18 protein-coding genes are annotated in these 23,413 nt (G+C 40.2%); 9 read left to right on the forward strand and 9 right to left on the reverse strand.

The window, feature by feature from the left end; all coding sequences use genetic code 11:
* Positions 1-314: 314 nt before the first annotated feature.
* Both WFH04_RS01740 and WFH04_RS01745 read right to left on the reverse strand, forming a co-directional pair.
* Positions 315-791: a C40 family peptidase gene (locus WFH04_RS01740; protein WP_336822330.1), complete on the reverse strand. Its 477-nt coding sequence runs from the start codon at positions 789-791 to the stop codon at positions 315-317.
* A gap of 252 nt (positions 792-1,043) precedes the next feature.
* On the reverse strand, positions 1,044-1,754 hold the full coding sequence (locus tag WFH04_RS01745) for a glucosamine-6-phosphate deaminase (RefSeq protein WP_336822331.1): 711 nt from the start codon (positions 1,752-1,754) through the stop codon (positions 1,044-1,046).
* A 373-nt stretch (positions 1,755-2,127) separates the two neighbouring features.
* Here WFH04_RS01745 and WFH04_RS01750 point away from each other — a divergent pair, with 373 nt between their 5' ends.
* From WFH04_RS01750 to WFH04_RS01760, 3 genes are read left to right on the forward strand one after another with little or no spacing between them, the layout of a single operon-like run.
* On the forward strand, positions 2,128-2,268 hold the full coding sequence (locus WFH04_RS01750; protein WP_336822332.1) for a cytochrome c oxidase subunit 2A: 141 nt from the start codon (positions 2,128-2,130) through the stop codon (positions 2,266-2,268).
* A gap of 27 nt (positions 2,269-2,295) precedes the next feature.
* A complete protein-coding gene (locus tag WFH04_RS01755; RefSeq protein ID WP_336822333.1) occupies positions 2,296-2,802 on the forward strand; it encodes a cytochrome c oxidase subunit II in 507 nt (168 codons plus the stop codon).
* 41 nt (positions 2,803-2,843) lie between these two features.
* Positions 2,844-4,451 carry a b(o/a)3-type cytochrome-c oxidase subunit 1 gene (locus WFH04_RS01760; RefSeq protein WP_336822440.1) on the forward strand — a complete coding sequence of 536 codons (1,608 nt, stop codon included), beginning with the start codon at positions 2,844-2,846 and terminating at the stop codon, positions 4,449-4,451.
* Positions 4,452-4,905: 454 nt separating this feature from the next.
* On the opposite strand, the gene WFH04_RS01765 is transcribed toward WFH04_RS01760, so the two are convergent.
* Positions 4,906-6,813: a sensor domain-containing phosphodiesterase gene (locus tag WFH04_RS01765; RefSeq protein ID WP_336822334.1), complete on the reverse strand. Its 1,908-nt coding sequence runs from the start codon at positions 6,811-6,813 to the stop codon at positions 4,906-4,908.
* 268 nt (positions 6,814-7,081) lie between these two features.
* Between WFH04_RS01765 and WFH04_RS01770 the strand changes: the two genes are divergently transcribed.
* The 5 genes from WFH04_RS01770 to WFH04_RS01790 all read left to right on the forward strand — a co-directional run bounded on the left by WFH04_RS01770 (position 7,082) and on the right by WFH04_RS01790 (position 11,740).
* On the forward strand, positions 7,082-7,429 hold the full coding sequence (locus WFH04_RS01770; RefSeq protein ID WP_336822335.1) for an SCP2 sterol-binding domain-containing protein: 348 nt from the start codon (positions 7,082-7,084) through the stop codon (positions 7,427-7,429).
* A 228-nt stretch (positions 7,430-7,657) separates the two neighbouring features.
* Positions 7,658-8,419: a C40 family peptidase gene (locus tag WFH04_RS01775; protein ID WP_336822336.1), complete on the forward strand. Its 762-nt coding sequence runs from the start codon at positions 7,658-7,660 to the stop codon at positions 8,417-8,419.
* 229 nt (positions 8,420-8,648) lie between these two features.
* A complete protein-coding gene (locus WFH04_RS01780; RefSeq protein WP_336822337.1) occupies positions 8,649-9,251 on the forward strand; it encodes an ECF transporter S component in 603 nt (200 codons plus the stop codon).
* A gap of 39 nt (positions 9,252-9,290) precedes the next feature.
* Positions 9,291-10,058: an energy-coupling factor transporter transmembrane component T family protein gene (locus tag WFH04_RS01785; RefSeq protein WP_336822338.1), complete on the forward strand. Its 768-nt coding sequence runs from the start codon at positions 9,291-9,293 to the stop codon at positions 10,056-10,058.
* The gene (locus tag WFH04_RS01790; RefSeq protein WP_336822339.1) at positions 10,055-11,740 is read left to right on the forward strand and encodes an ABC transporter ATP-binding protein; all 1,686 of its coding nucleotides are present in this window, start codon (positions 10,055-10,057) and stop codon (positions 11,738-11,740) included. The genes WFH04_RS01785 and WFH04_RS01790 overlap by 4 nt, the downstream gene beginning before the upstream one ends.
* 1,615 nt (positions 11,741-13,355) lie before the next feature.
* Here WFH04_RS01790 and WFH04_RS01795 read toward each other — a convergent pair.
* Positions 13,356-14,093 carry an SDR family NAD(P)-dependent oxidoreductase gene (locus tag WFH04_RS01795; RefSeq protein ID WP_336822340.1) on the reverse strand — a complete coding sequence of 246 codons (738 nt, stop codon included), beginning with the start codon at positions 14,091-14,093 and terminating at the stop codon, positions 13,356-13,358.
* 171 nt (positions 14,094-14,264) lie between these two features.
* Between WFH04_RS01795 and WFH04_RS01800 the strand changes: the two genes are divergently transcribed.
* Positions 14,265-15,839 carry a SulP family inorganic anion transporter gene (locus WFH04_RS01800; RefSeq protein ID WP_336822341.1) on the forward strand — a complete coding sequence of 525 codons (1,575 nt, stop codon included), beginning with the start codon at positions 14,265-14,267 and terminating at the stop codon, positions 15,837-15,839.
* Positions 15,840-15,982: 143 nt separating this feature from the next.
* Here WFH04_RS01800 and WFH04_RS01805 read toward each other — a convergent pair whose 3' ends face one another.
* The 5 genes from WFH04_RS01805 to WFH04_RS01825 form a co-directional block, all read right to left on the reverse strand.
* The gene (locus WFH04_RS01805; protein WP_336822342.1) at positions 15,983-17,953 is read right to left on the reverse strand and encodes a TRAP transporter permease; all 1,971 of its coding nucleotides are present in this window, start codon (positions 17,951-17,953) and stop codon (positions 15,983-15,985) included.
* A 28-nt stretch (positions 17,954-17,981) separates the two neighbouring features.
* Complete coding sequence (locus WFH04_RS01810; protein ID WP_336822343.1) at positions 17,982-18,986, reverse strand: TAXI family TRAP transporter solute-binding subunit; 1,005 nt, start codon at positions 18,984-18,986, stop codon at positions 17,982-17,984.
* Between the two features lie 358 nt (positions 18,987-19,344).
* Complete coding sequence (locus WFH04_RS01815) at positions 19,345-20,448, reverse strand: amidohydrolase (RefSeq protein WP_336822344.1); 1,104 nt, start codon at positions 20,446-20,448, stop codon at positions 19,345-19,347.
* Between the two features lie 297 nt (positions 20,449-20,745).
* The gene (gene murJ / locus WFH04_RS01820) at positions 20,746-22,035 is read right to left on the reverse strand and encodes a murein biosynthesis integral membrane protein MurJ (protein ID WP_336822345.1); all 1,290 of its coding nucleotides are present in this window, start codon (positions 22,033-22,035) and stop codon (positions 20,746-20,748) included.
* Positions 22,028-23,134, reverse strand: coding sequence for a glycosyltransferase (locus tag WFH04_RS01825; RefSeq protein ID WP_336822346.1), 1,107 nt, complete (start codon positions 23,132-23,134; stop codon positions 22,028-22,030). The genes murJ and WFH04_RS01825 overlap by 8 nt, the downstream gene beginning before the upstream one ends.
* Positions 23,135-23,413 lie beyond the last annotated feature (279 nt).

The raw sequence follows: 23,413 nt of genomic DNA on the forward strand, positions 1-23,413 counted from the left end.
ATCCGCGAGCTACTTTCAGTATTGAATGAGAAAAATACAAGAACAGGTGGCGAAAAACGATTCGTTTTTCGCCACCTGTTCTATTTTAGGGACTTATTGGACAGCCCCTTTTTTCTGTAAAGCACGGAATGAGTTATGGAATATGGGCAGTTACATGCGCAATTGATGTGGAAGTTCACCATGTAAAGAATACACAATAACACAAGCCTATCCCGTCATAACGTAGAAGCAACATGCTAAAAGCCTCTCTTTACCAAATTAAAAACAGATTCCACAATGGGAATCTGTTTCGGTTGGTTGATTTATTTAAACGCTTATGAATGTACGCCACTAATTCGCTTGGCGCCGATATAGCGTTGGCCCCAGTAGTATGGATCGTTTAGTTTATCGACACGGACACCTTTTGACGTGGATGCATGGGCGAATTCGCCATTTCCAATATAGATGCCGACGTGTGACACGCCTTTTCCTGTTGTGTTGAAGAATACAAGATCTCCAACTGCAAGGTCTTCTTTATTTACAGCTGTGCCTGACGCGTACATTCCTGAAGATGTGCGCGCTAATTGGATACCATGTTCGTTAAAGACGTAGTTCACGTATCCAGAGCAGTCGAAACCTGCTTTTGTCGTTCCGCCATAGACATATTTAATGCCTGTTAAGCTTGTGGCAGTTTCCGAGATTGCAGCTGATTTTGATGATGCTTCAGCTTGTCCTACAAAAGGAATAAAGAGTAATATTAGTGTCATTGCAAAAAATGCAAAAGACTTTTGCATGCGTCCTATGATTCTCATGTTTTCCCCCAAAAAGTATTATTTATCTGAAAAACCATCTGCAACTACCTTACCATGCAATATGACAAACTTATATTACAGTTGTGTAACATTCGGGTTACATTTTGTCTCATTTCAGCGTAAATGCTCTCTTTATCCCCTTTTCACACAAAAAAAGCCGATTGGAAGTCGACTATGACTTTCCAATCAGCCAAAATACTGCAATTTGTGAAATTAGTGTCTGCTGATTTATAAATTTTGAAGAATGTACCATTAAGCTTTAAGGTCCGTAAGATCTGTAATGACTGTCACATCAGGGTGATTCAGTATATATGTGATTGTCCATTCAGAATCAACTTTTCCTTCAAGCAATTTTTCAATGGCAGGGCGTTTCTTTTCCCCGAATGCGAGCAAAATTAATTTTTTGGCGCTCATAATCGATGCGATGCCCATCGTCAATGCCGTTTCAGGAATTTTTTCGTCATTTTCAAAGTATTGGCTGTTAACGCCTAATGTTGAATCTGTCAATGAAGCGACATGCGTAACAGAATCAGCAGGAGTGCCCGGTTCATTGAATGCGATATGGCCGTTTTCTCCTACGCCTAAAAGCTGGATATCTAATTTGCTTGCTTGCAAAGCATCTTCATATCGTGCACATTCTGCCTCTAAATCTTCCGCCGTACCGTTAGGTATATTTGTTTCCTTGAACGGTTTTTTGCTGAATAGATGCTCTTTCATAAAATATGCATAGCTATTCGGATTTGAAGCAGACAAACCGACATATTCGTCTAAATTGAACGTCGTAACGCCAGAAAAATCAAGATCTGATTCGGTTAGCTCTTTATAGACAGGAATCATTGTACTTCCTGTAGCTAAGCCAATTACATGAAGTCTATTTTGTTCAAGCTCCTCTTTAATCATATTATAAACATATTTTGCGCCCTCTTCGGGTGTATTTACAGTAATCAATTTATAATTTTCCATTCTTTTCAACCGACTTTCTTTAAAAGATTTGTTAATACCAATTTAATTTTCCATAAACAGTATGTCAATAAATTTGTTGGCTTCATCTTAATGGTATTTTTTTGAAATATAGTTCCAAATTGAAGGACTGAGACTAGTACTGTTCAGCTGCTATGACACAGCCCTTTCTCCTTTCCCTTCCCTTTCCGGTTTTAAACGTACTCATCACTCCTACCAAATAACTATGTCGATATTTTGAAAACCTCTTGAACAAACTGTGAAATTACTAGTGAACTGCTAATCTATAGGGATTTCCCTAATTCTCTTATTTCACTGTGTGATTAAGATAAAAGTATCAAAACAATTTCTTAATTACTTATGGAGGTGTGAAAAGATGGCAAAAAAGAACTCGACACAGAAACCCTCACATGATCCGGATATTAATCTAAAAGGTACTTTTATCTCAGTCATGCTGTTAGGCGTTTTTATCTTGTTGTTATGGTTCGGATCGTACGCCCTGTTTTTATCAAGATGAACATGACATTCGTTAGGAGGAAAACCGATGCATTTGCATAAGTATGAAAAAATTTGGCTCATATTCGGAATGGGATCTCTTGCACTTTTCTTACTCATTATTGGATTTGCTGCATTTTGGAAAGGAACGCATCCTCAAAGCCATATTGAAACAATCGATCCACAGAACGTTGAAGCACATGAATCCTTTAAGCCTGAAAACTTAGGCCTTCGTGAAGTCGCGGATGGAAAATATACGGTCAATATCGTCGCGTCCGCTTTTAACTATGACTTCGGCGTCGACGAAGACGGCAAGTCCGTTAAGAAGATCCGCGTACCAAAAGGTTCTACTGTTTTATTCCAAATCACAACTAAGGACGTCATTCATGGCTTCCAAGTTGCAGGCACAAACGTAAATATGATGGTTGAGCCTGGGCATGTCAGCCGTCTGGAAACAGTCATGAAAAATGCAGGCGAATTTACTGTTGTCTGCAATGAATATTGCGGAATCGGCCATCATCAGATGTTCGCTACTGTGGAGGTGTATGAAGATTGAAGAATGCATTTAGCTTTACTAAAAAAGAATCACGTCTTTATATGTCATTCATGTATGTAACATTCGCTTCCCTTTTAGTTGGGGGGTTAATGGGTCTATTGCAAGTTCTCTCCCGTTCTGGCAAGTTCCAATTGCCTTTCGGAATTAACTATTATACCATTCTAACAGTCCATGGCGTTATTTTAGGGCTCGTATTGACAACTTTCTTCATTATTGGGTTTCAATTTGCTTTAATGGGAAAAACGGTAGGCATTACAGATAAGCAGCGCAAAGCAGGCTGGCTTTCTTTCTGGACGATGCTCATCGGTACAATTATAGCTGCGGTCACAATTTTAGTCGGTCAGGCGAACGTTTTGTATACATTTTATGCACCTTTACGAGCACATCCTGCTTTTTACATCGGGCTTGCTCTCGTTATTATCGGAAGCTGGATTGCAGTATTTACGAATTTCCGTCAGCTCTATTTATGGAAAAAGGCGCATAAGGGCGAAAAATCTCCTTTGCTTGCATTCATGGTCGTCATCAATATGGCGATGTGGTTCATTGCCTCTTTAGGAGTCGCAACATCTGTGTTGATTCAATTCATCCCGTGGTCACTGGGCTATGCGGCTACGATCAACGTCTTGTTAAGCCGTACATTGTTTTGGTATTTCGGTCACCCATTAGTTTATTTCTGGCTATTGCCTGCTTATATGGCATGGTATGCAATCATTCCGAAAATTATCGGCGGCAAACTGTTCAGTGACTCACTGGCAAGATTATCTTTCATCCTACTGCTGATGTTTTCGATTCCGGTTGGCTTTCATCACCAATTGACGGAGCCAGGGATTGATCCGACGTGGAAATTCATTCAAGTTGTATTAACATTCATGGTTGTCATTCCAACATTAATGACCGCATTCTCGATCTTTGCAACATTTGAAACGACAGGTCGCAGAAAAGGTCATAAAGGGCTTTTCGGATGGTTTAAGCATTTACCTTGGAAAGATGTCCGTTTCCTTGCGCCTTTCATCGGCATGATCGCATTTATCCCAGGAGGAGCAGGCGGTATTGTTAACGCCTCTCACCAAATGAATACGCTTATCCATAATACCATATGGGTTACGGGCCACTTTCATTTGACAGTCGCAACAACCGTACTACTAACGTATTTTGGGATCGCTTATTGGCTCGTGCCTCATTTAACCGGCAGACGTCTAACCCCGAAAATTAATAAGTTAGGAATCATTCAGACGATCATTTGGACGGTCGGTATGACAATTATGTCTACAGCAATGCATATCCAGGGATTATTGGGCGGGCCACGCCGTTCGAATTTTTCGAATTACGCAGGCGGCGAACAAGTTCAAACTTGGATCAGCTATCAAGTTGCACAAGCAGTTGGTGGAACAATTTTATTCATCGGTATCTTGCTTATGATTTACATCTTCATCCAACTTGCATTCTTCGCGCCTCGCGGTGTACAAGAATTCCCAATCGCCGAAGAAGAAGTCGATGCAGACCCGACTCCAAAAATCTTGGAAAACTGGTATTTATGGATCGGCATTACAATAGCGCTCATTTTGTTTGCCTATACGATTCCAGTGTTTGATATTATTAAGCACTCACCGCCTGGCTCATTGCCATTCGATTGGCCAATCGGTAGATAAAAAGATCATAAAAAGCGCTGTCCAGAAAGTCAGTAGATACGAATTTTCTGGACAGCCTTTTCCTTTTTTTTTTAAGTGGTCTCTCATCATTCGCGCTTTTTCCCCTTGCCGGAGTCACCGCCTCCTAATAAAACAAAGGGGAATCGGTCGTCTCATATATTTTCGCAAAGGGCATACGGAGTTCGAGAGCGTCACACTTACCCAACCTGTTGAAAGTAGCGGGAATGGCAAGCACTACTATCAAAAATGAACGATAACAATGAAGAGCAGTCAGAGAAAACATTTCACACTTCTCTGACTGCTTCATTTTATACTTTTAGTGGATAATGCTTTTGATTTTCGCCATGTTACTTCATCACTTACCTGAAACGTTAAAAGTATAGGCATTTGAATACCTTCTTATAAAAAGCTGTAGACATAACGAACTTTGTCTACAGCTTTCCCATATAATGATTTATTTAATTGTAGTTGTTTCCATTTGTACTGGCAAAAACAACTTGCCTATTTGATGATGATTTAAGAACTGACGATTGATTTCCTCGATAGGAACAGGCTTACTAAAATAAAAACCTTGCAGTTCTGTACATCCTAACTGCTTTAAAATATCCCACTGCTCTTTCGTTTCGACCCCTTCTCCGATCGTTTGCAAACCTAATAGCTCTGCCAAATGGATAATTGTTTGCACGATGCCAATGCTCTTTGTGTCTTTTCCAAGCCCATTTATAAATTGGCGGTCAATTTTTATTTGCTGAATCGGGAAATGCTGCAAATATATGAAGGCAGAATACCCTTTTCCAAAATCATCGATCGAAACAGCGTAGCCCATTTCAGTCAATAAATTAATACGGCTTGTCACTGCTTTCTGATCTTCCAATGCAACATTTTCTGTTATTTCCAGCACAAGTCTCTCTGGACTAATGCCTGAATCAATCATGCACTGATGTAAATAAAACGGAAAATTATGGTGAAGAAAATGACGCGGTGTAACGTTAACTGAAATGGTAAGTTTATCATAAGGAGGTGTATCCCACTTTTTCAACTGGGCAACCGCTTCTTGAATAACCCATTCTCCCATTGGAGTAATGAGCCCTGTCGATTCTGCAAGGTCAATAAAATCTCCTGGTAAAATGAGGCCGCGCTCTGGATGCTGCCAACGGATAAGTGCTTCAAAACCTGTCACTTCCCCTGTTCTGCAGTTTACTTGCGGCTGGTAAAACAATTTGAACTCATTAAAATCAAGTCCTCTCCGCAAATTCATTTCAGAAAGCATCGTTTCTTTTAAATACGTATGCATATCCGGTTCGTAAATGCCTCGACTCTTTCTATTGGAGGTTTTTTGCGCCGATTGCAAAGCCATTTTAGCGGATTGAATTCCATATTTTACATTCAAAGCATGATCGGGATAAATTGAAATGCCGTAACTGAAAGTCATATATACTTCCTGGCCGCAAATATACATCGGATGACGAAGCTCATTTGCAATGAAATCCATCATCTTTTTATTTTCCCAAAATTCTCCATCCATTTCAAAAAAGATAATGAAATGATCAAATGCCAATCTTGCAGTATGCGCTGGCAACGGAAATATTTTTTTCAAACGTTCTGCGGTAATTTTCAACATTTGATCGGCGCCTTCATGTCCCAATACACCTTGTACTTCTGAATATTGGTCCAAAATGAGGTACATGAAAATCCCGCGCTTCCCCTCATTCATACGCTTTAGCTGTTCATTTACTTTTTCTGTAAAAGCGTATTGATTATCGAGCCCTGTTAACGGATCACGATAAGCCAATGTATGCATATGCGCCTCTACTTCAAGACGTTCGACCCTATCAAAAATGAATGAAAGCATATCCGCTATAGATGCTAATAGGACACCGTCAAATGCGCTCCATTCCCGCTTTTCAATCGTTTCACAGCAAATCACTCCTCCAATTCCCTTGCTTAAAATAATGGATGCATCTAATAAAGAGTTATATTTGCCGTTTTCATATAAAGGGTGTTCTAATAATTCTTTCGTAGAAAAGTCTTCATTTATAGCGCCGATTTCCAAAATTCTAGTTGATTGAACGGCAGCGAAATAGGATGGTGCTTCATTTACTGTTAGTACTTGGCCAGCAGTGTAGTCAGATGTATTCTTGCAATAAATATTTTGTGCCGTTAAGTTAGTACGATCTTCATTGAAAAGCCAAATCCCAACACGATCACATTTCATAACTTTGCTAATGCGGATGCATAATTCCTCAATTACAGATAGAATAGACTCTCTTGTAATATTCAACTGCTTTGCATGAGAAAATACGAATTCCTGCATTTGCTTCATTTCATTCATTAGCAATTTGTTTTCTTTGCTCTGCCTCACCGGACGACACCGCCTTCCCGAAAGAAAGTTTTCCTTCCTTAATTTATCATCGACAATTTTCTATGTAATTTGAAGTATTGTACTCATTTTATCATAATTCTTTTAGCACATGGCCATTTTCTTTCAAAATTTGCGAAATAATTAAATATGATTTTCCGCCTATATATGTTACTAAAAATTGTAAGTTTTAAAATGATTTATACTATAGAATTATCATTATCTATGATAAAATGAATGAGTAATCACTCATAGAGTAGGAGGTCTATTAATGAATTTAGATAATATGAGCATAGCGGAAATTTGGACATTGATCGATACCACTTTAAATGGGAACCCGGGACCAATTCAAGGAATGAACACAACTTATTCCTTGAATTTATCAGGTGATGACGGAGGTTCATTCGGATTAATATTCAAAGATGGCAAAGCCGAAACCTTATCCGGTGAAATAGCGGATGCTGATTGTGCATTGACGATGAGCGTCAAAGACTTTAAAAAATTGCTTGCAGGAAAATTGAATTCAACTGGTGCTTTTATGATGGGCAAATTAAAGGTAAAAGGAAATATTGGCCTAGCTTTAAAATTGGAAAGTTTGTTGAAACAATATCAATTTTAATGACGGTAAGTCAGGATGGAATTAGTTCCGCCTGACTTACATTTTTTAATAAAGACCTTCCACTTCTTCTCTTTTCCACTACTTCTATTAATTAATATGAAAATCGTTTATCTACTCATGTCGAATTTTTCTGAACATCAAAGCAAAAGCACGTAATTTGTCTTGTATTGAAGTTTAATAGACAGTAAAATAGATTCATAGAGAATTGTCAAAGAGAGGGGATTTGGCGTGAAAAAGAAGGTTTTTTCAGTCATGGCTACAGCGGCACTCGCCACATTCATTGCAACTGGAACCGCAAAAGCAGCTAGTGAGTACGTGGTGAAACAGAACGACACGCTTTGGAAAATCGCTTCCCAACATAAGTTGACTGTAGATGAGCTAAAAGAACTCAATGGCCTGAAAACGGATGACATCAAAATCGACCAGAAGTTAATTGTCGATAAGAATGCTTCAACTAAACCGCCACAGTCATCTAAACAAACAATAAATAATTCGGACAAGCAGAACATCCACCAGAGCGTTTCAGTGCAAAAACAGACTTCTTCAACTAACTCATTCAAACCTGTTACAAAACCGGACAATCCGGTCAGTTTGTCTACATCTGCAGAAAAAGTTCTACAATCTGCAGCGGAAATATCCCTTCCTCTCATCGATACCCCTTACTTGTGGGCTGGAGTGACACCCGAAGGATTTGATTGCAGTGGCTTTATTTATTATGTATTTATAAACGCCGGACTCGATCTACCAAGACTTGATACAATCGGCATGTATACAAACTCGTTTACAGTGGACGAGCCAGTTCCTGGAGATCTTGTCTTCTTCGAAAATACATACCGCAGTGGGATTTCCCATGCAGGCATTTATTTAGGCGAAGGACAATTCATCCACGCTGGAACAAAGAAGGTGGAAATAGCTGCATTAGATGCAGTATATTGGAAAGATAAATTTGTCGGGTACAAACGCTTCAACCAATTGCAAACTTATAAATAATTATGATGGGGCTATCCAGAAAGTTAGTGAAAACTTTCTGGATAGCCCCTCTTTTGTATGCAGAATGTTATAGAGCAATTCGCCGTATATATAGTACTACATATAATTTTAAAGAAAAGCTTCCTTATTTCACAAAAATAGATTAGTATAGTCATGTGTCTTTACACTTATCTTGATGGTCGTTAAGGGGGAACCCCTTTCGATAAATATGAGAAAAAGGAGCAATAAAATGAAAAAGAACAGTATGTGGTCATTGCGGTTCTCAACAGCTGCCTTAGTTTTGATACCGGCCGCCATCGGCATTAACTTTATCGGTAAGCTGTTTGCAGAGTTGCTGAAGTTGCCGCTTTGGATTGACTCAATTGGAACTGTCCTGTCCAGCATGCTTGCAGGTCCAATTATCGGAGCAATTGTCGGAGTTGTAAATAATGTCATATACGGCTTTACAACAAGCCCTATCTCTTTCGTCTATGCAATTACATCCGCGGTTATCGGCCTTGTTGCCGGAATCATGGCGTATAAAGGTTGGATTTCGAATATCGGCAAAGCACTCGTCTTAGGCTTTATCGTAGGATTGATTGCCGCCACGATTTCAACACCGCTTAATATGATGTTTTGGGAAGGTACGACGGGAAATATTTGGGGAGATGCTCTTTTCGCGACAATGTTATCCAAAGACATGCCTCTATGGTTCGCTTCTTTTGCTGACAGCATCGTCGTAGATGTCCCTGACAAAATGTTGACCGTTCTCATTAGCTTCTTAGTCTTTAAAGGACTTCCGAAAAACGTGAAAAACATGTATGACAATCATCAAGAAATCGAACGGCTGTAAATTGCTATCGAAAACTTTGCGAAGCAGGGAGGCTACGTGATGAATCAAATGACACTGTACGTAGAAAAGGAGTCATTCATCCATAGAATCGATCCTTTGACGAAGCTTTTATTTGCTTTCATTTCCATATTAATCACATATTTAACAGCTGACCGCCTCTTCGTATTTTGCATACTTTTATTTACTGTTGCATTGTTGCTTGCCGGCAAAGTGTTCAAATACATTTTGCCGGTAATCGGCGTCAGTTTCCTGCTTATTTTATCGATTATTCTTGTCCAAGGTTTTTTTCATCCCGATCGGGCAACGATTCTATTTGCTATCGGTCCGTTCCCTATTTACAAAGAAGGCTTCTCAATCGCCTTGCTTATTACATTGCGGGTCGTTAACATGATTTCTGCGTTTGGCGTAGTTATTTTGACGACAAAACCGGATGATTTAGTTGAATCGCTCGTTCAGAAAGGACTATCACACCGTTTTGGCTATGTTCTACTATCCGTTTTGCAAATCATTCCGCAAATGATTGCATTGACTGGAAAGATTACCGATGCGCAACGTGCGCGCGGCTTGGAAACAGAAGGAAGTCTATGGATTCGATTCAAATCCTTCATTCCACTAATCGGGCCCGTTGTACTCAACTCTTTGAATGAAACAAGAGAACGTTCGATTGCGCTTGAAATTCGCAGATTCAATTCAAAAGGGCAACGGACATCTTTATATGAAAGAGAGCCGTATAAATATAGATGGATCATTAGAGCGGGATTATTATCAGCATTGTTCGCTGTCATCGTTTGGAGGGTCGGTTCATGAGCTTATTGCGTGTTGAAAATCTTACATACAAATATCCGGGCGTTGAAAAAGCTGCATTGGATGGCATATCCTTCACAGTTAACAAAGGTGAATTTATTGGCATTGCCGGGCAAAACACAGCTGGCAAAACTACACTATGTTATGCCATTAGCGGCCTCGTCCCCCATTTTTTTAAAGGAGGCTACGGCGGTGATGTTTATGTCGATGGAATGGATGTGTTGTCGCATGACATTAGCGACATTACAGCAAAGGTCGGACTCGTATTCGAAAATCCATTTTCACAAATGACAGGAGCCAAGTTCACTGTCTATGATGAAATCGCGTTTGGACTCGAAAATAGCGGCGTTTCTCGCAAAGAAATGCATGAAAGAATACAAGAAAGTATGAAGCTCTTGGATATCGAATCGTTAAAAGAACAAAATCCCTTTGCGCTTTCCGGTGGACAATTGCAACGTGTCGCCATTGCCAGTGTCATTGCAATGAGGCCTGACATTCTATTATTGGATGAACCTACCTCCCAATTAGATCCGTATGGAGCGGAAGAAGTATTTAAAGTTGTGGAAAGTTTAACTGCACAAGGGATGACAATCCTAATGGCTGAACAGAAAATGGAAAAGTTGGCTGCCTATTCCGATCGGATTTTATTACTTCATGAAGGAAAATTAATTCAAGACGGTTCCCCAGCTCAAGTTTTCTCAAGGGACGATATTACAGCGTATGGCGTTGAACCTCCTGTATTTACAAAAGTGGCAAGAAAACTTGACAAGCACAATAAACGAACCAGACTCTACCCAATCTCCGCAACAGACATAAAAACGGTTGGTCTACAAAATGTGCAAATCATCGAACAGGAGACATCCAATCTATGTGCCGACTTCACCCCAGAAATTAGAATAAATGGGCTGAAATTTGGCTATGACAAGAAAAATCAGATCTTCACCGAATTGAATATGTCATTGAGCGGAAAGCCCATTGCAATCATCGGTCAAAACGGTGCAGGAAAAACAACTTTCGTCAAATTATTGAAAGCATTATTAAGACCAGACGCTGGCACCATTCATATTGACGGAGTTGACACGTCCACAACATCAGCAGCGAAGTTGGCAAGCAGCATCGGACTCATCTTCCAAAATCCAAACGACCAAATATTTAAAAATAAAGTAATTGACGAGGTCATGTTTGGCCCATTAAATATCGGAATGCCGAAGGAAAAGGCATATGAAAAAGCGAAAGAAATGCTTGAACTCGTCGGCCTATTTAATAAAGCAGAATCGAATCCATATGACCTCAGTCTTGCCGATCGAAAAATGATCGCCTTGGCATCCGTCCTTGCTATGGATACAAAAATCGTCCTTTTCGACGAACCTACAATGGGGCAAGACTATGCAGGCAAAATGAAAATAAAAGAAATCATCCATTCTTTATATCAACAGGGCAAACTCGTCATCTGCATATTGCATGATATGGATTTCGTCGCAAATGCATTTGAACAGACAATTATTATGAGCGATGGCGAAATATTGTATGAAGGACCGACACGTAAAGCATTCGCACAAAAAGAAGTCTTGCAAAAGGCAAAAGTTGAACAGCCGTATATAACCCGCCTCATGCAAGATTTAGGATACGAAGGCATTGTGCTTAGTGAGGAAGAGATCCACGTATTGCAACATCGAAACTTTTGAGCTGCAGGAACGCATAAGTTGCTGTGCAAAACGCGTACATGCTGACAGGAATGCATAATCGTTACGCAAATGCATATAAGCTGACAAGAACGCATTTGTCGCTGCGCAAACTCAGAAATGACGAAAGGAACACATAAAGCAATACGAAAACTCAGAAACGCCAAAAGAAACGCATAATGCGCTTCGCGAACGCATAAACGACGTAAGAAACGCATAAAACGCTTTGCAAACGCATAAACGACGAAAGGAACGCATAATGCGCTTCGCAAACGCATAAATGACGAAAGGAACACATAAAGCGATACAAAAGCTCAGAAACGCCAATAGAAACGCATAAAGCGCTACGCAAACTCAGAAACAACGAAAGAAACGCATAAAGCGATATGAAAACTCAGAAATGCCGTAAGGAACGCATTAGTCGCTTTGCAAACGCATAAACGATGATAGAACCGCATAAAGCAATACGAAAACTCATAAATGCCGTAAGAATCGCATAAAACGCTTCGCAAACGCATAAACGATGATAGAACCGCATAAAGCAATACGAAAACTCATAAATGCCGTAAGAAACGCATAAAGCGCTTCGCAAACGCATAAACGACGATAGAAACGCATAAAGCGATACAAAAACTCATAAATGCCGTAAGGAACGCATTAGTCGCTTTGCAAACGCATTAGTCCCAGCAAACACGCATATTAGCCGAGAAACTAAACATAAATCGAGACTAAAGCTCAATCAATCGACAAACAGTCTTATTTCCTTATACTCTCAACTAATTATTAAATCCTAAGTTCTCCAAATTGAAATAGTAACGAATTTCGATATAGTTTTTTTGCATGTTCTTTAATGATTTTCTGCTTTCAAGAGTCGTGTTCCATCTCTTAGATACGAATTCATTGGAATTTATATGTATTTCTGCGAGGTGTTTTGCGCGTTGGTCACGACTTTTATAGAGAAGGAAGAGCTTTTTGTGTATTATCTCACAATTATGCGCTCTTACCTGATTTTATGCGTTTCTACATAATCATTATGAGTACCTATACCGATTTATGCGTTTCTACATAATCATTATGAGTACCTACACCGATTTATGCGTTTCTACAAATCATTATGAGTACCTATACCGATTTATGCGTTTCTACATAATCATTATGAGTGCCTATACCGATTTATGCGTTTCTACATAATCATTATGAGTGCCTATACCGATTTATGCGTTTCTACATAATCGTTATGAGTACCAATACCGATTTATGCGTTTCTACAAATCATTATGAGTACCTATACCGATTTATACGTTTCTACGTAATCATTATGAGTGCCTATACCGATTTATGCGTTTCTACATAATCATTATGAGTACCTATACCGATTTATACGTTTCTACATAATCATTATGAGTGCCTATACCGATTTATGCGTTTCTACATAATCATTATGAGTACCTATACCGATTTATGCGTTTCAATCCGTCACTATGCGTTTTCATAGGAGTTTAAGCGGGCTTGCGATGTATTTATGCGTGTTAAAAACAATTTATGCGTTTATCAAACGAGTCTCATCTTTAATGTAAAAAAAGCCGCTCAGTAAAAACTGACCGGCATGCCAACTGATTTATCTTGCGGAATAGCCGCCATCGATGACAAGTTCTGCGCCTGTAATGTAGGAAGCTTCGTCCGATGCAAGGAACAGGACTGCATTTGCGATATCTTCAGGCTGGCCGAGGCGTTGCAATGGCGTCATGCGGATAAGCGCTTGTACAACTTCCTTCGAATCTTCAAGGGATTTAGTCATCGGCGTTTCAACAACCCCTGGGAATACAGTATTTACACGAACTCCATATTGGCCAAAATCGGCTGCAGCGGCTCTTGAAATTGCACGAACAGACCCTTTAGATGCGGAATATGGATTGACCCCCATGCCAATCATCGCTGTGTAAGAAGAAATGTTAACGATGGCACCTTTTTTCGCCTCTTTCATATACGAAACAGCGTGCTTCATTCCTAAGAAAGTACCGAACCCATTGATGTCGGACAGTTTGCGCCAATCCTCTATCGTAATTGCATCCATTGATTTTTCAGTAGAGATTCCTGCATTGTTCACTAACACATCTACTTTACCAAGCTTCTCGACCGCTGTTTTCATTGCAGCTGCCCATTCTTCATCTGAAGTTACATTCAATTTAACAGGGATGACATTTTCATATGAGCCCCATTTTTCATTCAACGCATCTTCATTTATGTCCGCTGCTACGACTTGAGCTCCTTCAGCTGTGAAAAGATGTACCATTTTCTCTCCCATGCCAGAAGCTCCACCTGTAATGAACACTACTTTATCTTTAAATCGATTCATGGAACTCGCTCCAATCTTATTTATTTTAACGTCTAAATAATACTTCTTTTGTCGCAAAAATTCAACGAAGTTGCCTTTGTACATAATGGGGTACCTTGCTGTAACCCCAATTGTTGCTTATACTATCGTATAGTATGTCGTTTTCAGAAAAATATAAGGAAGTGATCTACGTTGATAAAAGATCCTCGTTTCTTTCATTATAATGCCGCTACGTTTCGTCAGGATTTGCTTGCCGGGATTACGGTCGGTATTGTGGCCATTCCTCTTGGGATGGCTTTTGCAATTGCATCGGGCGTCAAACCCGAGTATGGCTTGTACACGACAATAATTGCGGGGTTTTTAGTGGCATTATTCGGAGGTTCACGATTTCAAATTGCTGGGCCGACAGGTGCTTTCATCCCGATCCTATTGGCAATTGTTTTGCAGTACGGCTATGAAGATTTATTGATAGCAGGGTTTTTAGCAGGGATTTTCCTAATCATTATGAGTTTCATAGGGATCAGCAATCTTATTCATTTCGTTCCTAAATCGGTTACGATTGGATTTACAGCAGGGATTGCCGTCATTATTTTCACAGGTCAGCTTGGTAACTTTTTTGGTCTTTCGGGACTGCAGAATAAACAATTCTTCCATGAAAACATGATAGATGTAGCCAAAAACTTCCACACAGTTAACTTATATAGCATTTTGACTGCTGGAATCGGGCTTATACTCATTTTTTTATTGCCAAAAATTGCGCCACGCATTCCATTGTTGTTAGTGACACTCTTAGTCCCTACTATTCTTTCAGTGTTATTGTACCCCGGGAAAGTGGAAACCATCGGCTCGACATTTGGCGGCATACCTCGTTCGCTGCCTGACTTTCAATTGCCGCAAATTACGATGTCAAAATTACTGACATTATGGCAGCCCGCACTTATTATCGCTGCTTTGGGTGCAATTGAATCTTTACTTTCCGCAGTTGTCGCCGACAGCATGAAAGATGGCCCGAAGCATAATTCAAAGCGAGAATTATTCGGTCAAGGAATAGCAAATATTGTTACCCCTCTATTCGGAGGCATTCCTGCTACTGGTGCAATTGCCAGGACGGCTACAAATATTCGCTCCGGAGCTGCAAGTCCAGTATCAGGAATGATTCAAAGCATTTTCGTATTGCTTTTCCTATTGCTATTATCGCCATTTGCTTCCTATATCCCACTAGCTGCAATGGCCCCTATTCTAATGTTTGTTGCATGGAATATGAGTGCGCGAAAAACATTTGTCCATATTTTGTCTCTTCGTTCAGGGGACTCTATTGTATTGCTTACAACTTTCTTATTAACGATTTTTGTAAACGTAACTGTTGCAGTTCAAGTTGGCATATTATTAGCCGCATTGTCCTTCTTGAAGAAAATGAGTGGAAAACTTACGATTACCTCTCAAAAAACATCTACGGTGGAAGCCCATAAATTCGGTGATTCCGTTTCTAAGTTTATCGTAGAAGGACCTCTGTTTTTCGGGACAGCAAAGATTTTCGAAGATCATATTCCTGAAATTTTATCAACAACTACCAAAAAAGTAATATTGGATTTTCAGCATGTATCGGTAATAGATGCAACGGGAGAAGCAGCACTTTCTTCATTGTTGGATGAAATTACAAAGCAAAAGAGGCTTCTCATTATAAAGAAGTTACCAAAAGAGAAAATTTCTATGTTTAAAAAAAGTGGGTTATACGATCGCATCGGAAAAGAAAACTTTTTTATGTAATAAAGAATGCTTTAATTGTATAACTATTTTACTCCATAGGAATTGTCCTTTAAAATAACTCAGCCTGAACCGTTTTTCCGAAATTAAAAACCGGCGAAGAAATACATACTGTTCTTCGCCAGTTTCTTTGTCAAACCTATAATCTATCCTGCTACGACTTCTTTCATCGATTGATTTTCTTCTGGTCTGCTTCTTTGGATAGCCCATATGATGACGATGAGCAATATGCCGATCGTGCTCGAAAGCAATTCTGGAACGATAAGCAATATTCCCGCACCAAATAAGACAATCCTCTCCCACAATCTTGAATTTCTTATAAAATAGCCGATGACAGCGCTGCTTACACCGATCATACCGATAAACGCTGTAAGGATGCTGAGAAGAAGCTTTACTGGCGTTGCATCGACAAAAACAAGTATAGGATTGTAAATGAAAACATACGGAATAATAAAAGCGGCAATCGCCAATTTCACTGCGGTCATTCCGGTTTTGAATGGATTTGCTTTGGCAATTCCTGCTCCAGCATAGGCTGCCAAACAAACTGGTGGCGTAATATCTGCCACGATTCCAAAATAGAAAACAAACATATGTGCAGCCATAGGCGCAATGCCAAATTCATTTATAAGAGCAGGCGCAGCAATAGTTGCTGTTACAACATAGTTTGCGGTTGTCGGCAATCCCATCCCTAAGATGATACAAGCTACCATTGTGAAAAATAACGCTAAGATCAAATGCCCACTCGACAAAGCAATAATGCCTGAAGCAAATTTACCGCCTAAACCGGTCATACTGACGACACCCGCAATAATGCCGGCAGTCGCAACAGCTGAAATTACAGGTAATGCAACTCTTCCGCCTTGTTCCAATACATAGATGATTTTTCGTATATTGAACTCGGATTCTTTACGAACCAGCGCATTAAAGCACCAAATAAGAAAAGCTGACAAAATACCGAATAAAGCAGCTCTTTGCGGAGTAAATCCCGACATAATTGTTGCGATGATTACTAACAACGGGATAATCATATACCCGTCTCTAACAAAAATCTTTTTAAAGATCGGCAACTCTGATTTTGGCAAACCTAAGATCCGCAGTCGTTTTGCCTCAAAATGTGTTCCAATGAAAATCCCAGTGAAATATAAAATCGCCGGTACGACTGCCGCTAACATAATTGCAGCATAGCTGACACCTAAATATTCCATCATAATAAACGCAGCGGCTCCCATCATCGGAGGCATAATTTGCCCCCCTGTCGAAGCGGAGGCTTCGGTTGCTGCCGCAAATTCCGGCTTGAAGCCGGCTCTTTTCATCATTGGAATTGTAAAACTTCCAGTAGCAACTGTATTCCCGACCGAACTTCCTGAAACAGTCCCTTGCAAAGCGCTCGCTACAACCGCTGCTTTCGCAGTTCCGCCTGTATAGCGCCCAGTCAATGAAAATGCCAAGTTATTAAAAAACTTTCCGATCGGTGTGTTGACTAATAATACACCAAAAAACAAAAACAGAAAGATAAATTTTGCGGAAATTTGTACCGGCTTTCCAAAGACCCCGCTTTCCCGATACCATAAAGTCGTTGCTGTACGATCGAAAGAAAATCCTTCATGCGATAAAATTTTTGTCGGGACCAAATTCCCGAATATCGCGTATAAAATTGCGATACTTGCCACGATAACGATCGGAACACCGACTGTCCTTCTCGTCGCCTCCAATACAAGCAATATCCCTACTAGTGAAATGATTATATCTAAAGTGCTGTAGCCAGAAACTCTGCTTTGAAGAATCGAATCGAAAAAAAAGATTTTATGGTACGACACATACATCGCTGTAAAAGCAAGAAGGACATCATACCAAGGCACTTTTTTCTGCGTCTTCCTCCAAGCTTTTTTAGCAGGATAAAGAAGGAAGATAATGCCTAACGCTGTGCCAAGATGGATCGCCCCTTGCTGTTGGGAAGGCAAAACACTTGTAGCCCCAGTGTAGAGATGAAAGACAGTAAGGGCTACAGCAAGAAATGTAACGACATACGCCCATCTGCCAATTTGTATACGAAAATGGTTTTCTTTATCATACTTTTCTAAGATTTGTTGTGCATCGATCGCCTTTTGCTCTTTCATCATCCGCCTCCTTCTGCTTCACGATCTATTATTTCAAGTCATCAAAGCTATTAATTTTTGTCTTTTCACGAGTTACGATTTGGACGACTTCCGGATAAACGTGTCCGATAAACGCAGCATTTTGAACTGGGTTCCCTTCAAAATCCGCCTTTCCCGCGACTGCATTCAATGCCGGCACATGCACTGTCATGCCAATATCCATTTCTCCCTTTGAAATGGATGAAAGGTTTTCCACTGACGCCCCGGTTTCCATATTTGATACATTAATATCATCAATATACTTATTCCATAAATTCGCAATTTCCCCGCCCAATGGATAGTAAGTTCCGCCTTGGCTTCCAGTTCCCAATGTTAGTTCAGATTTTCTGTTTTCCTTTGTTGCACTGACTTCCGCAACTTCATTCGCAACCGTTAACCCTTGTTCTTCATAATACTTCTTCGCACCTGGATGGATAGGCAGCCCTTCCGCACCATTTAGTGCATTTTCCAATATCATTTGCTTCGCTTGTGAATGTGTATTTTCACTCGCTTTTTCAATCATGTATTTTGCAAGTTCATATCCCAAATCCTCATCGATCGTATCCGTATTGGCCATCATAATTGCATAAGCGGTCACCGTCTGAATATCTTCTGTCAAAAAGTCATAAGAATCCTTTGGTATAGTAAAATGCTTGTAACCTGATTCATCTTCAATTTTCTTAATTGCTTCATCCGATAAGCTAATCATTTTGACATCGCCAGCGGATGCTTGCAAGCTTTCGATACTCGCTGCAGGCAACCCAAGGATACCGATTGAAATATCGATATTGCCATCCTGAACACCATCCGCAGCATCTCCAAATCCTTCTTGAAATGCTTTGTAATCAGAATCCTCAATGCCATAAGCAGCCAAAATTACCTTTGATAAATTATTCGTCTCACTTGCAGGCGGTCCAATTGCAATATTTTTTTTGCCTCCCCCACCACATGCCGACAACATAAGCAGCAGGCCGACCAAAACAAACATGAGAATTCTTACGTTTTTCTTCTGCATTTTTATCCCCCTTTTTCATCTGTCCCTTTCTCGTAAGCGCTTACAAAACTGTGAGCAAGAGTTTCTCTGAAGAGGTTCGCACGCCGCGAAAAACGGAATCTTATAATTATTATAATAGTTTATGATTTTTAATCAACAATATTTACTCTATTCTGATACTTCTTTTCAGCACTAACCTTTGGATTGAATCGCTTTTGAGCTGTTTAAAATAAATTGTAGATCGCCTTACGTTATCATGTTTCCATGCTCTTTTTTTTTATTGGATCATTGAATCGTAGGAAGATCGAGTGAAAACGATATGTAAAATGGCAATAAAAAAACCCCGTCCATTTCGAACAGGATTTAAATTTCTCTGCTTTTAGTCTAAAAACGATGCTTTTTGCAAAGTTTCAGCAAGCACTTTCGCTCCGATGTATAATGCTTCACGATTAAATGCCATATGCGGATGATGCAAGCCAGGGCTTAGGTCTGCTCCAATTCCAAGCATTGTAGCCTTCAAATGCGGACGTTTTATCGTATAAAAATGAAAATCATCGCTGCCCGATGTAATAATCGCTGAAGATAGTGCTTCTTTACCTACTGTGGCAATGATGGCTTTCTCTGCTATATTAGCAGCCTCTTCTGAAACTTCTGCTGCAGGTGTATAATCTGTCCACTCAAATGTTATTTCTACACCGTGAAGCTCCCTGATTGTTTGTATGCCTTTTTCAATCTGCTCTCTTAATGATTCCAAAACGATGTTTGATTGTGCACGAATATCCATCGCAAATGTCGCTGTTCCCGGTATAATATTTACATTGTCACTACCAGCCATCACTTTCGTCAATTTAGCAGAATATGCTTCGTACGGAGAAAAATGCAACGATTTAACGAATTGTGAGATCGCGAAAATTGGATCAAGTGCATTCTTACCTTGATGCGGTCTTGCACCGTGGGCATCGACTCCAATTACTCTGCCTTCTAAGAAAATAGCCGCTCCGTGGTGAATAGCTGGAGATACTTTGCCAAACGGAATTTCTTCTTGAGGCCGTAAATGAATGCCAAACAGATGTGATACTCCGTCTACCGCTCCACGCTCAATCATAGCAAGCGCTCCGTTTCCTTTCTCTTCAGCCGGTTGGAAAATGAAGCGTATGCGGCTGCCCAAAGGTTTGTCCAATAAATAAGATAAAGCGCCTAATACCATTGACATGTTCGCATCATGCCCACAAGAATGATTTGCCCGGAACACACCATCTACCTCTTGCCAAAGTGCATCCATATCCGCTCGAACCGCTAATATGCGATCTCCTTCACCTATCTCGGCAATGACACCAGTTACATCATCGAATGTGTGATGGGCAACCTCCATCCCTTGCAATAATTGCGATATCTTCTTAGTCGTTTCATATTCTTTATAGCTTACTTCTGGATATGTATGAAAATGTTCGAACCATTCCTCGATTTGCTTTTTCACTGACAATTGTCTCACTCCATTCATTTCATTCGTCTGTAAATAAAGGATAGCTGAAATAAGCCAATAAAAAAAGCCGGGCAACCCGGCTTCAGCTTGTTGACAAACATTCGATACTATATTGGAGCCCGCATGCCTACACGAGTCATGTAGTCAGCGCGAATTGAAACTGTAAAAAGTTCCATATCCTTACTATCAATGCCCAATAATGATATCAAAGCACTTTATTCCTCGCATTTAGCCCACTTCATAAGCATGCTTTTTAAGACAACTTAGAAACATTCTGTGAACTTAAATCAATAACAACTATAACTTCCACTTCACTCGTGCGTAAATGACAAGCATGAGCAAGTTGAAAGCTGAACTGATGAACGTTCCGTACGCGATTGCTGTTGCCCCCATCGAGTCAACAAACAAGTAGATGATTGCGATATTGATGCCCAATACACTAATCAAGCTAAAAATGACCGGAAGCACGGAATTTCCTTTTGCATAATAAAAACGGGTAACGTACGTAGTTGCCGCTAAAAAGAACATGGACAGCGCAAATACTTGGAAGATCGGAACAGTTAACTGGATAGATTCTTCACCGAACTTGCTACTGCCGAATCCAAAAATGAGCCGGATAATCGGATCCGCAAAGAAATAGGCAACTGCCGTTGCGGGGCCTATTAAAGCAACAAGATATAGCATCCCTTTTTTATACAGCTTTTTAATCGTTTCATTGTCCCCTTCGCCTTCCTTCTTGCTCAACAAAGGGTAAATGACTGTCGTCACAGCTGTCATCATAATTGCTTGAGGGAAATTACTTAATTTGGATGCATAGTTGACTGCGGAAATGGCACCTTCAGACAAGCCTGCCGCCGCAATTCTATGGATAATTGCGTAAAACTGCATAGATGCTCCACCTAATAGGATAGGCAAAGCGATCGACCATACCCGCTTTACATCATCGGACTTTCCAAAAGAAGGTTTTAAAGAGAATGTAGTACCACGTTTAATGCCCCCATATAGAAAAACACCCATGAAAATAGCGGACAATAAAGCGCCAATCCCATAAGAAGCCGGTCCATACCAAGGAGTTAACAATACACCGATCACGACAAACGCAGCATTATAAACTAAGATGGCAAGGCTTGATAAATGAAAGCGGTCGTTCACATTCAACAAACCGCTCATCCATGTTGATAGGACAAGGATAACGGTTGAGGGCATCATCCAAAGAAACAGTTCGTACGTCATTGCAAATTGGTCGGGCTTTAACCCAGGAAACGTCAGTTTTAACAACGGACCTGCAAATATAACAGAAAGCACTGTAATGATTGATGCGGCAAGTAACACCGTAGTGAAAATTTTTCGGACATACAGCCCTTTTTCGGAAGAGGTTGAATGGTAAACCGAAATAAAAGCAGTCGTCAGCCCTCCGCCTACAACAAGATAAATGAAGTTCGGAATCGTGTATGCCGTTGCGATCGCATCGGCAGCAATGCTCGTCCCATATTGTCTACCGATAACAACTTCACGCAAAAAGCCGAACAGGCGGGCAACAATATTAATGACTGCTACTGCGCCAATAATTTTAATAAATTTATTCATACGATTTGTCCTGCCCTTTCGCCGCTGCATCGTATAGCGCAATCAACCGTTCCGCAATAACATCATAGGAATTGCTTTTTACACGGTGCTCAGCGGCTTCATTTGGCGAACTGTCAGCTGTCCGCAATGCCGTTAGCAATCCTTCCGCCAATGAAGAAGGATTGTGCGGTTCCACTAAAACTCCAGCTCCGTCACGAAGCAATGAAGATAGCCCTCCCACATTCGTAGCAACGACAGGTGTACCGACCGACATCGCTTCCAGCGCTACAAGCCCGAACCCTTCATGATGGGATGGCAAAACGAAAACATCCGCCGCCACCATCCACTCCGCTAGTTCTTGCTGTGGTTTAGGTTCCATATGGATCGTTTTATCCGGTCGACGTAAAGAATGTCGATTAAATTTCTCCATGAATCCTGCATCTTTCGAAGAACCAATCAAATAGAGAACAGCTTCGGGTTCTTCTTTACTAACAATGTCGAATGCTTCAATTAAATCCAATATCCCCTTCGCTTCAATCATATTTCCAATGTATAAGATACTTTTCTCTTTTACAGGTATCGATAATGAACGGCGGACTGCTTGCTTGGGCATTGGTGCGAATACAGAAGTATCTACTCCCATGCTCATTAGCTCCACTTTTTCAGGGGCTACTCCAAAGCGGTGAATGACGTCTTCCCGTAATTTCTCCCCGACCGTTATAACCGTATGGGCTTGTTGCAAAATGTTCTTCGTCATTTTCGCAATGCGCGCATTTTTCGCTGCCATTTTATCAAGGTCTCCTCCATGCACCGTCACAATATACGGAATGCCAAACCACTTTTTGGCCAACAGCGAAAGATAACCGGTAGGAAACGCGTAATGAGAATGAGTTAATGAAAGTTTCTTTTTATTTTTCATGACATATAGCATAGATCGTAAAAACCATGACAAATACTTTTTTATCGCAGCGACCTTCCCTTTTTTCGGATCGTCAATTGCTATAACATCGACATCTACATCGTGTTTTTTTAAAAGTTCTACTTGATTTTTAACAAAAATACCGTATGTCGGATGTTCTTTTGAAGGATACATATTACTGAAAACAGCTATTTTGCACAAGGGAATCATCCTATCTCTTTTCCTTACTTTACACATTGAACGATTATACCATAAATTATGTTGCATTCGGTTCTCATTATTGTTGAATCGTAATATATAAAGTGCGTTTATAAAATATATCTTCCATGTTACAGTTTTGTGAAAAAAGTAGCGGATGAAATAGGTAATATTCCATAGATTTTTGGAGAAAACGAAGGAATAATAGGAGATTTACATAAGGTAAGTGTCAAACCTTTAATATTTATCTTAAGTTGAACGTTGTTATGAAAGCGTTTATAG

The sequence above is a fragment of the Sporosarcina sp. USHLN248 genome (assembly GCF_037144575.1).
GTDB lineage: Bacteria > Bacillota > Bacilli > Bacillales_A > Planococcaceae > Sporosarcina > Sporosarcina contaminans.